Genomic DNA, 16,118 nt, shown 5'->3' with positions numbered 1-16,118 from the left:
TTTATTTTTCCAGCAGGTGCCAGATCAGTTCATGTCCTTTTTCCACCATTTTTCCTGTTTTTTGGGCTTCTGCCTCGCTGTAAGAAAGGCCTTCCTTTTTCTCCTGATTTCTGCTGTCATAAAGCACATAGGGTACAGGGTTGGCAGTATGGGTCTTCACAGATATGGGCGTAGGATGATCCGGCAGCACCAGCATCCGGTAGTCTTCTCCTGAGGCATCCATTCCCTCTTTGATTCTTCCCACAACTCTTCCGTCCAGATACTCAATAGCCTTGATCTTCTTCTCTATGCTTCCCTGATGGCCCATCTCGTCAGGAGCCTCCACATGAACATACACAAAATCACAGTCATCCTCCAGCAGGGCTTTCAGAGCTGCATCTGCTTTTCCTTCATAGTTAGTGTCCAGTCCTCCGTTGGCTCCTTCCACAGAAATATTTTTCATTCTGGTTCCCACAGCAATTCCTTTTAAAAGATCTACTGCTGAGATCATAGCTCCTTTTTTATGAAACTTCTCCTCAAAGGAATCCAGAGAAGGTTTTGTTCCTGCTCCCCAGAACCACAGACTGTTGCCGGGGTTCAGTCCTTTTTCCATTCTGGCCAGATTCACAGGATGATCTTTCAAAATCTCATAACTCTTTTTCTGCATTTTAAGAAGCAGAGGTTCTTCTGGAAGATACTCCTGTATCTTCTTTCCCCGTATATCATGAGGTGGAGTAAGGGGCACCGTCATTCCCTGTTTCCAGATCAGGCAGTGGCGATAACTGGTTCCCGGATAAAACTGAAAGATTTCATTCTCCAGCTCTTTTTTCACCGCCTCCAGCAGTATTTCCGCTTCTTCAGTGGTAATCTCATCTGCACTGTGGTCCAGGATCCTCTTTTCCTCATAGTTCTCCTCTTCCTGGGATAAAGTTACAAGGTTTGCCCGTATGGCTACGTCTCCTTCCTTCATATCCACGCCGATATTCAGGGCCTCCAGAGGGGATCTTCCGGAATAATAGAGCTCTGGATCATATCCCAGCACAGACAGGTTTGCCGTATCACTTCCCGGCGCCATTCCTTTTGGCACATTCTTTACCATTCCCATTTCTCCCAGTTGTGCCAGACTGTCCATTACAGGAGTGGCCCCATAGGCCAAAGGTGTTTTCCCTTCCAGCTCTTTTAAGGGCTCATCTGCCATACCGTCTCCTAAAACCACAATATATTTCATTCTTTCTTACCTCTTACGCTCTGATGCGGATCCTGCCCAGGATTTCAGGCAGAGCAGCCGCTTTTTCGTCAAATGTTCTCTCACTCATCAATTCTGTAACAAATCCGAATTCCCCTTCAAGACCTGGAACGCCTATAAATTCAGCTTTTCCAAAAAGCACTTCTATCTTCTCTTTATCTTCCTGAAGATTACCCTTCACTCTTACAAAGAACCTATGCTCCACATCCTTTATGTCAACCTGATCCAGAACCTTGCTGCTCCAGTAGGTTACTACAGTCTTTCCAGGATGTTTGGCGCAGTCTACTACATCTCCCACAACTGCGCTGGCTGTAGGCAGCTTTCCTGCTCCGCTTCCATAGAACATAGCATCTCCCAGTACATTGCCGTGGACAAAAATAGCGTTAAAAACACCGTTTACACTGTAAAGAGGGCTATTCTTTCCCACCAGTTCCGGGCATACCATAGCGTAGAATTTTTCACCTTTCCGCTTGCTGGTAGCCAGCAGTTTTACCTTCATTCCCAGGAGACTTGCATACTTCATATCTTCTGCTGTGATCCTGGTGATTCCCTCGGTATAAATATTCTCATAATTCACATGAGCCCCATAAGCCAGAGAAGAGAGTATGGCAATCTTTCTGCAGGCATCATATCCTTCTACATCTGCTTCCGGATTCCGCTCTGCATAGCCTTTTTCCTGAGCTTCCTTTAATACACCCTCAAAGTCCGCGTACTTATCTCCCATTTCTGTCAGGATATAGTTGGTGGTTCCATTAAGGATTCCGGTGACCTCGTCAATTTCATCTGCCGTAAGAGAAGAGTTGAGGGGACGGATAATGGGAATTCCGCCTCCGCAGCTTGCCTCAAACATATAGTTTACTTTATGGGCCTTGGCAATCTCGATAAGCTCCAGTCCATGTCTGGCCACCAGCTCTTTATTGGAGGTACACACAGATTTTCCGGCTTCCAGAGCTCTCTTTGAAAAAGTATAGGCAGGTTCAACCCCTCCCATAACCTCTACCACGATCTGAACTTCCGGGTCATTGATAATAGTCTCAAAATCATGTACCAGAATATTTTCAATAGGACTTCCCGGGAAGTCCCTGAGATCCAGCACGTATTTAATGGAGATTTCCTCTCCGGCTCTCTTCTTAATACTCTCCTTGTTGGTATCCAATACTTCCACAACACCGGAGCCAACGGTGCCGTATCCTAACACTGCAATTTGAATCATAATCTTCTCCTCTGCCTATTCTCTTCCTAATATTTTCAGATAGTGCACACCCTTAATATGTTCTATATTTTCTACCATTGCTGCAGCGTCCCCTTCTGTGGGAAGGATTGCCACGCTTAAGGTCAGGCCTGCTACGCCGTTCATAGGGATACTCTGATGTATAGTCAGGATATTCCCGTGAAACTGGGCAATAGCCGCAAGCACTGCAGAAAGCAGCCCTGGTTCATCATCCATCTGAAGGATAAAAGTAATATTCTCCCCCTTGGTTTTCTCTTTAAAAGGAAAGATATCATCTTTATATTTATAGAAGGAGCTTCTGCTTATCCCCACTGCTTCCACTGCCTCCTGTACGGTATCCAGCTTTTGGGTATCCAAAAGTTTTTTTGCTTCTACTACTTTCAGAAGGACATCTGGCACCGCCTTTTCCGTTACTACGTAATACTTATTGTGATCTGCCATAGGTTTCCCCTTTGTTCTTTCCAAAAATACATTTGTACGTCCACAAAAGATAGTACCATACTTTATCTTTTTAGGCAACTATTTTTCCTTTTTTCCCAGAGCGGACCATTTCAGATAAGCATTGATAAAATTGTCGATGCTTCCGTTCATTACCGCGTCTACATTTCCAGTTTCCTCGTTGGTCCTGTGGTCTTTAACCATAGTATAAGGCTGCATAACATAAGAACGGATCTGATTTCCCCAGCCGATCTCTGTCAGCTCTCCCTGGATTCCGGAAAGCTTCTTCTCATTTTCCTGCTGCTTCAGCATATACAGCTTGGCTTTCAGCATCTGCATAGCCTTGTCTTTGTTCTGGAATTGAGAACGTTCATTCTGGCACTGTACCACAATTCCCGTAGGGATATGGGTAATACGCACTGCCGATGAAGTTTTATTAATATGCTGGCCGCCGGCGCCGCTGGAACGGTAGGTATCAATTTTCAGATCATCCGGGTTGATCTCCACATCCAGGTCTTCCTCAATATCCGGCATTACATCGCAGGAGACAAAGGATGTCTGTCGCTTTCCTGCTGCATTGAAAGGAGAGATACGTACCAGACGGTGAACCCCCTTCTCAGATTTCAGATAGCCATAGGCATTTTCTCCGTTTACCTGGAAAGTAACAGATTTGATGCCTGCCTCCTCACCATCCAGATAGTCCAGCACTTCTGTGGAAAATCCATGCCGGTCTGCCCACCGCAGATACATTCTATAAAGCATGCTGGCCCAGTCACAGGATTCTGTACCGCCTGCCCCTGCATGAAGGGTCACAATAGCGCTGCATTTGTCATATTCTCCTGAAAGCAGGGTCTTGATCCGGATATTCTCAAACTCTTCCTCAAATTCATTCAGCATTTCTTCAATGTCAGGGATTACAGAAGGGTCATTCTCCTCATATCCCATATCGATCATCAGCTCAATCTCTTCTTTCTGATTCTGGAGCTTGTGATAGATCTCCATATCACTCTTTAAGGCGCTTAATTCCTTCATCATTTTCTGGGAACGTTCTGCATTGTCCCAGAATCCGGGAGCCTCCATTTCTCTTTCCAGCTCCTCTACTCTCTGCTCTTTATTTTCCAGATCCAGGGACTCCCTCACTTCTTCAAGAGGCTGGGCATACCCGTTGACCCTGGTCTTAAAGCCGTCTAATTCAACCACTCTGGTTTCCTCCTTCTTATTTTTTACTGATCAACCTCAACTGTCACCATATAGATACTTACCTGAGGTTCTACCTTGCGTACTGTACCTGTAAGTTTTGTCAGGGGCTTCTTCAGATTACTGGACATTGCCACCGCTGGCTTTATGGTATAGTAATACATGACTCCTGACATGGTAATGGCCTGGTCTTCTTTCAGCTCCACCCGGTCCCCCGGCTTCACCAGTCCTTCCCGCTCCATGGTAAAATCCACCATCTGTCCCATAACCTTTCCTCCTTTTACAGCTTTCCACGCATTTGACTTTAACTGACAAACTGCTGCAGTTACAGTCTCCTATACCTACAGCAGTTTACTTACTTTTCTCTACCTATCTGAGCCTAATTTCCCTGATGTCACCCGATCTTCTTCCTGCCGCAGCACTGTTTGTATTTTTTGCCGCTTCCACAGGGACAGGGGTCGTTGGGATATACTTTTTTCTCTGTTTTCTGCACAGGCTTCTTAGGACCGGAATCATCTTTGTTGGTTCCTGTCACCTGAGCTACCTGCTCTCTTTCTACCTTCTGCTCCAGACGTACATGGTACAGAAGCCGCAGGGTTGTCTCCTGAATGGCAGCGATCATGCTGTCGAACATCTCATATGCCTGAAGTTTATACTCTACCTTGGGATCTCTCTGACCGTAAGCCTGAAGGCCGATACCCTGGCGGAGCTGGTCCATATCGTCGATATGATCCATCCATTTCTGGTCAATAACCTTCAGAAGGATCACACGCTCCAGCTCACGCAGCTGTTCTGCCTCGGGAAATTCTGCTTCTTTTTCTTCGTAAAGCTTTACAGCCTCTTCTTTCAGCTTCTGTTTCACCTGGTTTTTCTTCATACCCTTAATATCCTCACGGGTAATGGGCTGTAAAGGAATAATAGGCCGGAGAACAGAATTCATTTCATTCATATCCCATTCTTCCTGGTCCACGTCATCAGAAAATACCATATCTACAGCATGTTCCACTGTATCTGTGATCATCTTGTAGATAGCATCCCGCATATTTTCGCCGTCCAGAACTCTCCGGCGCTCTTTATAAATGATTTCTCTCTGTTCATTATTTACCTGGTCATACTCCAGCAGGTTCTTACGGATGCCATAGTTGTTGCCCTCGATCTTCTTCTGGGCTTTCTCAATGGCGCTGGAAAGCATTTTATGCTCAATCTGCTCATTTTCCGCCACACCAAGGGACTTAAACACATTCATCAGCTTTTCAGAACCGAAGAGGCGCATCAGGTCATCCTCCAGAGACAGATAGAATCTGGATTCACCTGGGTCTCCCTGACGTCCGGAACGGCCTCGCAGCTGATTGTCGATACGTCTGGATTCATGTCTCTCTGTACCGATGATCTTTAAGCCTCCGGCTTCTCTGGACACCTCGTCCAGCTTAATATCCGTACCACGGCCTGCCATATTGGTGGCAATGGTCACATTTCCCGCCTCACCGGCATGGGCTACGATTTCCGCCTCCATCTCATGGAATTTGGCGTTCAACACCTGATGCTGAATACCTTCTCTTTTCAGCATACGGCTTAAAAGTTCTGAAGTCTCAATGGTAATCGTACCTACCAGAACCGGCTGCTGTTTTTCGTGGGCTTCCTTTACAGCTTCCACTACCGCCCGGAATTTTTCTTTTTTTGTCATGTAAACGGCATCTTCCAGATCTACACGGGCAATAGGCTTATTTGTAGGAATCTCGATAACATCCATTCCATAAATATCCCGGAACTCTTTCTCCTCAGTAAGAGCCGTACCTGTCATACCTGCTTTTTTCTTATACTTGTTAAAGAAGTTCTGGAAAGTAATGGTTGCCAGAGTCTTGCTCTCTCTGCGCACCTTTACATGCTCTTTTGCCTCAATAGCCTGATGAAGTCCGTCAGAATAGCGGCGGCCCGGCATAATACGTCCGGTAAACTCATCTACGATCAGAACCTCGTCGTCCTTTACCACATAGTCCTGATCCCGGAACATCAGGTTATGAGCCCGAAGAGCCAGGATAATATTGTGCTGGATTTCCAGATTCTCCGGATCTGCCAGGTTTTCAATGTGGAAGAAATTTTCCACCTTATGAACGCCCTGCTCTGTCAGGTTTACGATTTTGTCCTTTTCATTAACAATGAAATCACCTGTCTCTGTGATCTCCTCACCCATAATGGCGGTCATCTTAGTAACCTCGCCGCTGGCCTCTCCACGCTCTAACTGTCTTGCCAGAATATCGCAGACTTCATAGAGTTTGGTGGATTTTCCACTCTGTCCGGAAATGATCAGAGGAGTACGGGCCTCGTCGATAAGTACAGAGTCTACCTCATCGATGATGGCATAGTTCAGATCTCTCTGTACCAGCTGTTCTTTATAGATTACCATATTGTCACGAAGGTAATCGAATCCCAGCTCATTATTGGTTACATAAGTGATATCGCAGGCATACTGGGCTCTTCTCTCGTCATTCTTCATAGAGTTCAGCACCACGCCTACAGTAAGTCCCAAAAACTCATGAACCTTTCCCATCCACTCAGCGTCACGGTTTGCCAGGTAATCGTTGACGGTTACAATGTGTACACCCTTTCCTTCCAGTGCGTTTAAGTAAGCAGGAAGAGTAGATACCAGGGTCTTTCCTTCACCGGTCTTCATCTCTGCGATACGTCCCTGATGGAGGATAATACCGCCGATAAGCTGCACCCGGTAATGTTCCATTCCCAGAACACGCTTTGCAGCCTCCCGGACAGTGGCAAAAGCCTCAGGAAGCAGATCGTCCAAAGTTTCCCCTTCCTGAAGGCGGTTTTTATATTCTCTGGTCTTGCCTCTCAGCTCTTCATCGCTCAATGCCTGCATCTGGGGCCTGAGAGACTCGATCTTATCCACAGTAGATTTGATTCTTTTCAGCTCTCTCTCACTGTGGGTTCCAAACATTTTCTCAATTACATTCATGCATTGCACTCCTATAACTATCCATTTTTTAAACTGTCAAAGATTATTGTAACACTTTCCCTTTATGAACACAAGAACAAAGAGCCTTTCACAGCCATAAAAAACAGGGATATCCCCGCATTTATATAATCCTGCTGAGATATCCCTGGAGGAATGCCCTTTAAAAACTGCCCGTCAGAACAATTTGCAAAGGTATTTTCACTATTTAATCTTTTTTAATCTTATTCAGCTGAGCATTAATGCTTTCCATAAATCCTTCTGGAGCAAGGGAACCAGCCATCTCTCCTACTTTTTCCAGAGTCATAGATTTCATCATATCCCACATACCTTCTCCCGGCTTAACAGTCATGTTCATGGTCAGTTTGAAGGCAGTAGCAGCAATTTTGACAGCTTCTTCATTTTTTGCCAGCTCTTCCATGGTATCTTTGATGCTGTACATTCCCTCCGGGAATTCCATAGGCGCCTTTAAGTCCAGATCTCCCACCGCTTTAAACCAGTTGGCAACACCTTCTGCTCTCTCGTTAACTTCCGGAAGCACATAGATAGAAGGCTCTTTCTCTACTTTTTCAAGAGTCATGGTATCTTTCAGGTCTCCGGCTTCCGCCACGATGGTGTTAAATCCATCTGCCAGAGCTACGTCAAATACGAATACCTTCTCTGCGGTCTGCTCTCCCACTTTTTCTCCATTAAGATACAGAGTAACTGTAGGAAGATTAGAATAAACCCGGATCTGAGTAGTTTCTCCGGCTCTCTGAGCGTAACGTTTGCCGCAGAGATGAACCATAGGCTCTTTGTTCCAGTATGCTTTATAAATATAGTAGCTGTCTTTCTTGGTCTTTCTGTCAATAGTCATCAGACCCTTGTTGTTACGTCCTGCCACGCCGCCTTCGTTTCTTGCAGCACAGCCGAAATCGAACATGTTCCATACATGGCTGGACCAGAGCCATGGACGCTCGTCCAGAACTTTTGCCATATGCTCATGGTACAGTGCCTGATATTCTTCACTGTAATCCTTGCATGCAGGATTTGGTCCGTGGTAGGTGATAATGCCTTCACAGCCGTATTCAGAAACACCTACACAGATGTCCGGGTGAACCTTATGGAAGTTATCAAACCATGGGCCGTTGTCTTCCATCTTTCCGCCGTACCAGCCAAAGTAGTGATTGTAGCTCTCTACATCGGTGATGCCATGCATTGGGCTTTCTACCGGAGTCATGGTTACATGTGCAATGGTTGTGAGGCGGGTTGGATCCAGCTCTTTTGCCAGAGCGTTCAGTTCTTTATGATTTTCCACCAGCTTCTCGGAAATACCGCCGATAAGGATCTCATTGGAGATGCCCCAGAAGCAGATAGAAGGATGGTTATAATTCTGGATGATCAGCTCTTTTAACTGGCTGATGCAGTTCTGATGAGCCTCCGGATCTTTATTGAACACACTGATGAAAGGAATCTCAGCCCATACTACAAATCCCATTTCGTCGCAGGCGTCATAGAAATCCTGAGAATGCTGATAATGAGCCAGACGGATTGTATTAGCTCCCAGCTCTTTGATCAGCGCTGCATCTCTGTAATGATCTTCTCTTGTCAGGGCATTTCCTTTGTAAAGCATGTCCTGATGACGGCTTACACCGCGAAGAGGTGTTTCTTTTCCGTTAATGATAAATCCTTTATCTGGATCACAGGAGAAGCTGCGAACACCGACTTTTGCAGAAATCTCGTCGTATGCCTCGTTTCTTCTCTGAAGAGTTGCTTTTACGGTATACAGATATGGGCTGTCGATCTCCCATTTCTGTGCATCAGGTACATAAAGAGTGATTCCTGTACTGTCAGCCAGACGGCAGCCGCTGGCAACTTCCTTGCCTTCAGCATCTGTAATGGAATACAGTACAGTAAAGTTTTCGTCGATATTTTTCACATATGAAGTAATTTCAAAGGCTGCGCCGCCGCAGTCACATGGCTTTGGTGTTACCTGGATACCCGGACCTCCATAATATTCCAGATCAAAATGAGCATCCGGCACACTGATCAGATTCACGCCTCTGTAAAGTCCGCCGTAGAAAGTAAAGTCTGCTGACTGAGGATATACGCTGTCTTTGTATTCATTGCTGCAGGCAATTACCAGGAGGTTTTCTCCTTCTTCTTTGCAGAGAGAAGTGATATCTGCACGGAAAATAGAATATCCCCCTTCATGGTAGGTCACTTCAGTACCGTTTACGTATACAGTAGCCTGCTGGCCTGCTGCCAGAACTTCTACATATACCTTTCCTCCTGCCAGAGGCTGTTTCGGTGTCTCGAAAGTCTTCGCATACCAATATCTTCCTCTGTCGTATGAACCATTTCCGTCCTGTCCGTCAATGGCATTCCAGGAATGGGGCAGCTGTACGGTCTGCCAGTCTGCCGGCAGGCTCTCAGGAAGCCCTGCATCCTGCTGAATAAACTTCCAGTCCTGGTTCAGGTTAATCACATTTCGCATAAATTCTCCTCCTTTTGCACGATGTGTTTTACTAATTGTTATTCTACCTTTCCTTTTACAGAAAAGAAAGAAGTATTTTTAGGGCTTTTTGAACAATTTTTTGCTTATCTTTCACACGCAAAAAGGAGTCCCTCCCAAAGCATTCCGCTTTACGGAGAGACTCCTCATGACTTTCATCCAACTGCTGTAATCAGCCGAAATCCGGCTCGATCAGTCCATAAGTATTTCCTTTTCTTTTGTAAACCACATTTACTTCTTCTGTTTCTGCATTTAAAAATACGAAGAAGTTGTGGCCCAGCAATTCCATCTGTACGCATGCATCCTCAGGATACATTGGTTTGAACCCGAATTTTTTCGTGCGGATGATCTTGATCTCGTTAGTATCATCTTCGTAATCATGCTCCACAAATTCAGGCTGAAAACCTGTACCGCTCTGCTTTTTATCGATAATCTTATTTTTGTACTTTCTCAGCTGTCTTTCAATAATCTCCTCCACCAAGTCAATGGAGACATACATGTCGCTGCTGACCTGCTCGGAACGGATGATATTTCCTTTCACAGGAATAGTCACCTCAATCTTCTGCCGCTCTTTCTCCACACTTAGTGTGACAATAACCTCTGTGTCAGACGTGAAGTATCTTTCCAGCTTTCCAAGTTTATCCTCTACTGCTTTTCTCAGGCCCTCTGTAACATCAATATTCTTTCCGCTAATTACAAACTTCATTATGTCCAACCCCTTTACGTGTATTTTACAAGAGTTTTTCTTGTAATGTAACATTATTATACCAATATCATATTTCCAGTTCAACTGTTTTTAGAAAATTTTAAGGGATTTCTATGTATAGTAACACAGCTCTAAAATTGTGTGGAGAATACAGACAAATTTTAGCGTTTTCTCTGATTTCAAAAATTGTAACAGTTCAGCCTGCGCCATTCACAAAGCTGAACTGTTACCAAAAATTCTATCTGTTCTCTGTGGCGTTCTCAGCGTTATCTTTTATGGAATCTCCTGCCCTTTCCACACCGTCTTCGATATCGTCTCCCAGGTTTTCAGCCCCGTCTTTCAGAGCCTCTCCTGCGTCCCCGGCCACACCGTCATCTTTCATTGAATCCTCTGCAACGGTCCCTTCCTTGTTATCTGCATTATTATCATTTCCGCAGGCAGTGCCTCCTGTGAGGATTACCGCAGCCAGCAGACACAGGACAAATTTCTTTATATCTTTGGCTTTCATACTGATTTCTCCTTTTCTATTTGGTCTGCTGTTAATATGTGCATCTATCTGTCTTTTTATACAAAAAGAGAGCCAATGCCTTTAGCAAAATATGCTAAAAGACACGGCTCTGTTTTTTTATTTTTCTTCATCAATTACATGGCTCATATTATACATTCCCGCCGGTCTGCCTTTCAAAAACTTGGCCGCTTCTACGGCGCCTTTTGCAAACACTGTCTTTGAATAAGCAGTATGTTTAAATTCAATAACTTCATCAGGACCTGCAAAGATTACCTCGTGGTCACCCACAATGGTTCCTCCCCGCACAGCAGAGATACCAATCTCTTTTTCGTCTCTTTTTTCTCTCTTCTGGCTTCTGTCATAGACATAATGGTACTGGTTGTCCATAGCCTCATTAAGACTATCTGCCAGGGCAAGAGCTGTTCCACTTGGAGCATCCACTTTCAGATTATGATGACGTTCTACAATCTCCATATCAAATCCTGCCGTAGCAAGGACCTTTGCCGCTTCCTGTATTAATTTCAGCAGCGTATTGATTCCCAGAGACATATTGGCAGAGCGGAGCACTGCCGTCTCTTTTGCTGCCTCTTGAGTCTTCTGGAGCTGCTCCTGAGACAGACCTGTAGTACAAAGTACCAGAGGCAGCTTTCTGCTTCTGCAGTATTCCAAAACTCCATCTGTAGCCTTTGCTGATGAAAAATCAATCATAACATCTGCCGGCACATCACATTTTTCAATATCTGTGAATACTGGACATGCATATAATCCTTTATCTTCCAGATCAATTCCGGCTGCCAGCTCCGTTTCCGGGTCCTGGGCAACCAATCCGGCGATTACCTGGCCCATATGTCCATTGCAGCCGTTCATAATAATTCTGACCATTTTTTTCCTCTTTTCTTCCGTATCTCATCTGCTTATACTTAAGCAAGTTTCAGTCCAAAATCAATCATAGCCTGCTTTAATGCTTCTTTATGGCCTTCTTCCATTTCTGTAAGCGGCATACGAAGAGGTCCTACCTCTTTTCCCATGAGATTCATGGCTGCCTTTACAGGTATAGGATTTACCTCAGAAAACAGCGCCCGGACCAGAGGCAGTGCTTTCAACTGCATTTCACAGCTCTTCTGAACATTTCCTTCCAGATAATTCATAACAAGGTCATGGGTATATCTGGGAGCAATATTTGACAGAACAGAAATAACTCCGGCTCCTCCCAGAGCCATGATCGGTGTGATCTGGTCGTCATTTCCAGAATAGATATCCAGTTTTCCCTTTGTCATAGCAGCAATATCCGCAATCTGAGAAATATTTCCGGAGGCTTCTTTTACTGCCACAATATTCTCTACATTTTCTGCCAGGTAAAGCAAAGTCTTAGGTTCAATATTAATGCCGGTACGTCCCGCAATATTATACAGGATGATCGGAAGCTTTACAGACTCTGCTATGGCTGTATAATGAGCAATAAGCCCTTTCTGTGTAGCTTTGTTATAATATGGGCTGACAAGCAGAAGGCCGTCTGCCCCCATCTTTTCTGCTTCCTGAGACATCATAATGGCTGTTTCTGTACAATTGGAGCCTGTACCTGCCACCACGGGAATTCTTTTATTTACTTTATCAATGGTATACTTGATCGTCTCCATATGTTCCTCATGGGAAAGTGTGGATGATTCTCCTGTTGTCCCGCAGATAATGACTGCATCGGTTCCCTCTGCTATCTGCTCTTCCAGGATTTCTCCGAGTTTTTCGAAATTTACATCCCCATTTTCCTTCATCGGTGTTACAATTGCTACACCTGCGCCTTTAAAAATAGACATACCTCTTCCTCCTTCTGCTGTTCTCTTATGTTTTCAACTGTGTTCAAAGCTATTTGACAATTTCCAGGGAGACCACTCTGTCTGCTGCCTCCTTCAAAGCTTCTGTGACCATAGTACCGGTCAAAATCAGCTCTGTCTCATCATCTTTTGCTTCGATCAGCCCTTTCACCTCTTCTTCCGAAACAATTCCCAGTTCCAAGGCGCAGAGGATTTCATCCAATATCAGCATTTCGCATTCTTCGGTAATCAGCACTTTTCTGGCAAAATTTAATCCGTTGCGGATATTCGCGTTCTCCTCCTGCTTTTCTTCTTCTGTCAGATCTTCATAATACTTATCCTTTTTCTCGAATCTGAACAGACGGATATCCGGCTCCAGCACAGAGAGATAATCCAGCTGAGTGGTTGCTTTTCCTTTTAAAAACTGGATCACTATAGCCCTCTTTCCATGCCCGACAGCTCTGACTGCCTGCCCTATTGCCACACTTGTTTTTCCTTTTCCCGGGCCGCAGTAAATCTGTGTCAATCCTCTTTGTTCCATAATAATACACCTCTTACAGACTGCCTTTTTCGGTTTCAATTAAATTAAGAGTTGTGTATATATTACTACACCTGTAAAAATATTGCAATAAAACAACAGCAAAAACTGCCTGCAGCCAGGTATGCAGTCAGTCTGCATACTCCAGTTTGCTCACAGATACTTCGTAGGCAGTCCTCTTCTCTGTCTCATTTTCTCCCAGCTTCTTAATATATTCCCTGCTTTGGATCCTTCCCCACAGCAGCACATGGCCTCCTACTTCAAAGGCCGATGCATAGCGGGCGTTTCTCCCCCAGCATATACAGGGTATGTAATCTGATTTTCCATAGGGACGGTTTACTGCCAGGAGCAGATCCGCAATTTCTCTTCCCAGAGGCGTTTTTCGATAAACAGGAGGTTTACAGATATAGCCATCCAGGAATATCTGATTCGTCTTTATAGAATCATCTGCTTCCTCTACAAAAGAAAGTTCCCTTACAAATACTGAGAGCACCAGCCGGTTTTTCTTTTCCTCGTGCCGGTTGTAGGAACGAAACTGTCCCTGTACCATAATATACTCTCCTTCATAATCCTGGGTTACATCCACCAGGCGCTCAGAGACCATAAGCGGAATCCTGTCCTCTGAATCACTGAGCCTTTTTACCAGAATATCCACCAGGTAGAACCCCTCGCCGAATACTTGATGACTAAAGGTAAAACTGGATGCGATTTTGCCCATAATGGACACCTGATTGTTTTCAATTATTTTATCTGCCATGATTTATTTCCCCTTCCTCTTTCTGGTATCTTGTCTATATCATGTTTATTCAGGGAAACAGATTTTTAGAACAACTATTTTTATTTTTTCACATTCCTTCTATTTCTTTACACTGTATTTTCCGGCGATTCCTCTATTGATACTTATATTTAAGTATGATAGAATAATTTCCGGATTTTAAGGGAAAAACCCTATTTAATAAGAAAAGAGGTTATTGTCATATATGAAAACAACAAGAGAAGATATTCGCAACGTAGCGATCATCGCCCATGTTGACCACGGAAAAACTACTCTGGTAGACCAGCTTCTCCGGCAAAGCGGCGTTTTCCGGGAAAACCAGGAGGTTCAGGAAAGAGTCATGGACTCCAATGATCTGGAACGTGAAAGAGGAATCACTATCCTTTCCAAGAACACAGCCGTACACTATAAAGGAACCAAAATAAACATTATCGATACCCCAGGCCATGCAGACTTCGGCGGCGAAGTCGAGCGAGTGCTCAAAATGGTAGACGGCGTTATCCTTCTGGTAGACGCCTTCGAAGGCGCCATGCCTCAGACAAAGTTTGTTCTGAAAAAAGCTCTGGATCTGGATCTTCATGTAATTGTATGTATCAATAAAATTGACCGGCCAGAAGCCCGGCCCAGCGAAGTCATTGACGAGGTTCTGGAACTTCTTATGGACCTTGATGCATCTGACGAGCAGCTTGACTGTCCTTTCCTGTACGCTTCAGCAAAGACCGGCCACGCTGTCCTTGACCTGGCTGATACACCAGAAAGCATGGAGCCCCTTTTTGAAACCATATTGAAGTATATCCCTGCTCCAACAGGAGATCCTGAAGCTCCCACACAGGTTCTGATCAGTACCATTGACTACAACGAGTATGTGGGCCGTATCGGCGTCGGAAAAGTGGAAAACGGGACTATCAGCGTTAATCAGGAGGTCATGCTCTGCAACCACCACGACCCGGACAAGATGAAAAAAGTAAAGATCAGCAAACTCTATGAATTTGATGGACTTAATAAAGTAGAGGTTAAAGAGGCAGGTATCGGCTCTATTGTAGCCATTTCCGGTATTGCAGATATCCACATCGGAGACACCCTTTGTTCTCCGGAAAATCCAGATCCAATTCCTTTCCAGAAGATTTCTGAGCCTACTATTTCTATGAATTTTCTGGTAAATGACAGTCCCTTTGCCGGGCAGGAAGGAAAATTCGTCACCTCCCGTCATCTGAGAGAGCGTCTTATGCGGGAGCTGAATACAGATGTAAGTCTCCGGGTAGAGGATACAGACAGCACTGACTGTTTCAAGGTCTCCGGAAGAGGCGAGCTCCATCTCTCTGTTCTTATCGAGAACATGAGACGTGAGGGCTATGAATTTGCAGTAAGCAAAGCAGAAGTCATTTATAAGGAAGACGAACGTGGAAGAAAGCTGGAGCCAATGGAAATTGCTTATGTAGATGTTCCTGAAGAATTTTCAGGGACCGTGATCCAGAAACTCAGTGAGAGAAAAGGAGAACTCCAGGGCATGAGTCCTGCCAGTGACGGAACCACTCGTCTAGAATTTCACATTCCTTCCCGTGGTCTTATCGGTTTCCGTGGGGATTTCCTCACTTCCACCAAAGGCACCGGAATCCTGAACACTGCATTTGACGGCTATGCCCCCTATAAAGGCGATATGCAGTATCGCAAACAGGGCTCACTCATTGCTTTTGAAACAGGGGAAGCAGTAACCTACGGCCTTTTCTCTGCCCAGGACAGAGGTACTCTCTTTATTGGCCCAGGCGAAAAAGTATACAGCGGTATGGTCATCGGGCAGAGTGGAAAAACCGAGGATATTGAACTGAATGTATGTAAGACCAAGCATCTTACCAATACCCGTTCTTCCTCCGCAGACGAAGCCTTGAAGCTGACCCCGCCAAGAATCCTCAGTCTGGAACAGGCTCTGGAATTTATCGATACAGATGAGCTGCTGGAAGTCACTCCTGAGTCTCTGCGAATCCGTAAAAAAATCCTGGACTCCCGCCTGCGGAAAAGACAGAATATGAAAAAATAATTATCTTATCTAGTAATAGAAATAGTTCGCTGTAAAGAGCAAAGATGAACAGCCCTTTCGTTTCTGCTCTTTATGGCGTTCTTTTTTATTCATTATTTTACATATGACCATATTGATATTTTTTTATCAAATTTACCGCCTATCTTAGACACTAAAAACAATAAATTGTATTTAGTTTTCTTATATTCTTTATTTTCA

At 44.7% G+C, this 16,118-nt stretch carries 14 protein-coding genes; 1 reads left to right on the top strand and 13 read right to left on the bottom strand.

Annotated elements, in window-relative coordinates:
- Window position 1 precedes the first annotated feature (1 nt).
- From B5G33_RS14540 to B5G33_RS14480, 13 genes are all read right to left on the bottom strand, one after another.
- Window positions 2–1,207, bottom strand: coding sequence for a cofactor-independent phosphoglycerate mutase (locus tag B5G33_RS14540; RefSeq protein WP_087269604.1), 1,206 nt, complete (start codon window positions 1,205–1,207; stop codon window positions 2–4).
- Between the two features lie 13 nt (window positions 1,208–1,220).
- Window positions 1,221–2,438 (bottom strand): homoserine dehydrogenase, encoded by a 1,218-nt coding sequence (locus tag B5G33_RS14535; protein ID WP_087269601.1) that lies wholly within the window; start codon window positions 2,436–2,438, stop codon window positions 1,221–1,223.
- 15 nt (window positions 2,439–2,453) lie between these two features.
- Window positions 2,454–2,897, bottom strand: a complete 444-nt coding sequence (locus B5G33_RS14530) for an ACT domain-containing protein (RefSeq protein WP_087269689.1) — start codon at window positions 2,895–2,897, stop codon at window positions 2,454–2,456.
- 78 nt (window positions 2,898–2,975) lie between these two features.
- Window positions 2,976–4,094 carry a peptide chain release factor 2 gene (gene prfB, locus B5G33_RS14525; protein WP_087269598.1) on the bottom strand — a complete coding sequence of 373 codons (1,119 nt, stop codon included), beginning with the start codon at window positions 4,092–4,094 and terminating at the stop codon, window positions 2,976–2,978.
- A 23-nt stretch (window positions 4,095–4,117) separates the two neighbouring features.
- A complete protein-coding gene (locus B5G33_RS14520; RefSeq protein ID WP_087269595.1) occupies window positions 4,118–4,357 on the bottom strand; it encodes a hypothetical protein in 240 nt (79 codons plus the stop codon).
- 128 nt (window positions 4,358–4,485) lie between these two features.
- Window positions 4,486–7,059: a preprotein translocase subunit SecA gene (gene secA, locus B5G33_RS14515; RefSeq protein ID WP_087269592.1), complete on the bottom strand. Its 2,574-nt coding sequence runs from the start codon at window positions 7,057–7,059 to the stop codon at window positions 4,486–4,488.
- 205 nt (window positions 7,060–7,264) lie between these two features.
- A complete protein-coding gene (locus B5G33_RS14510) occupies window positions 7,265–9,532 on the bottom strand; it encodes a glycoside hydrolase family 2 protein (protein WP_087418170.1) in 2,268 nt (755 codons plus the stop codon).
- A gap of 190 nt (window positions 9,533–9,722) precedes the next feature.
- Window positions 9,723–10,256: a ribosome hibernation-promoting factor, HPF/YfiA family gene (hpf, locus tag B5G33_RS14505; protein ID WP_087418169.1), complete on the bottom strand. Its 534-nt coding sequence runs from the start codon at window positions 10,254–10,256 to the stop codon at window positions 9,723–9,725.
- Between the two features lie 238 nt (window positions 10,257–10,494).
- On the bottom strand, window positions 10,495–10,764 hold the full coding sequence (locus B5G33_RS14500; protein WP_087269583.1) for a hypothetical protein: 270 nt from the start codon (window positions 10,762–10,764) through the stop codon (window positions 10,495–10,497).
- Window positions 10,765–10,881: 117 nt separating this feature from the next.
- Complete coding sequence (gene dapB / locus B5G33_RS14495; RefSeq protein ID WP_087269580.1) at window positions 10,882–11,646, bottom strand: 4-hydroxy-tetrahydrodipicolinate reductase; 765 nt, start codon at window positions 11,644–11,646, stop codon at window positions 10,882–10,884.
- Window positions 11,647–11,684: 38 nt separating this feature from the next.
- Window positions 11,685–12,575 (bottom strand): 4-hydroxy-tetrahydrodipicolinate synthase, encoded by an 891-nt coding sequence (dapA, locus tag B5G33_RS14490; protein WP_087269577.1) that lies wholly within the window; start codon window positions 12,573–12,575, stop codon window positions 11,685–11,687.
- A gap of 49 nt (window positions 12,576–12,624) precedes the next feature.
- Window positions 12,625–13,113: a cob(I)yrinic acid a,c-diamide adenosyltransferase gene (locus tag B5G33_RS14485; protein ID WP_191385887.1), complete on the bottom strand. Its 489-nt coding sequence runs from the start codon at window positions 13,111–13,113 to the stop codon at window positions 12,625–12,627.
- A gap of 127 nt (window positions 13,114–13,240) precedes the next feature.
- Window positions 13,241–13,867 carry a single-stranded DNA-binding protein gene (locus B5G33_RS14480; RefSeq protein WP_087269574.1) on the bottom strand — a complete coding sequence of 209 codons (627 nt, stop codon included), beginning with the start codon at window positions 13,865–13,867 and terminating at the stop codon, window positions 13,241–13,243.
- Window positions 13,868–14,090: 223 nt separating this feature from the next.
- Here B5G33_RS14480 and typA point away from each other — a divergent pair, with 223 nt between their 5' ends.
- Window positions 14,091–15,920, top strand: a complete 1,830-nt coding sequence (typA, locus tag B5G33_RS14475; RefSeq protein ID WP_087269571.1) for a translational GTPase TypA — start codon at window positions 14,091–14,093, stop codon at window positions 15,918–15,920.
- Window positions 15,921–16,118: the final 198 nt, after the last annotated feature.

This window comes from Blautia sp. An81, assembly GCF_002161285.1.
Lineage (GTDB): Bacteria > Bacillota > Clostridia > Lachnospirales > Lachnospiraceae > Blautia > Blautia ornithocaccae.
This window is presented reverse-complemented; position numbering and strand designations above follow the sequence as displayed.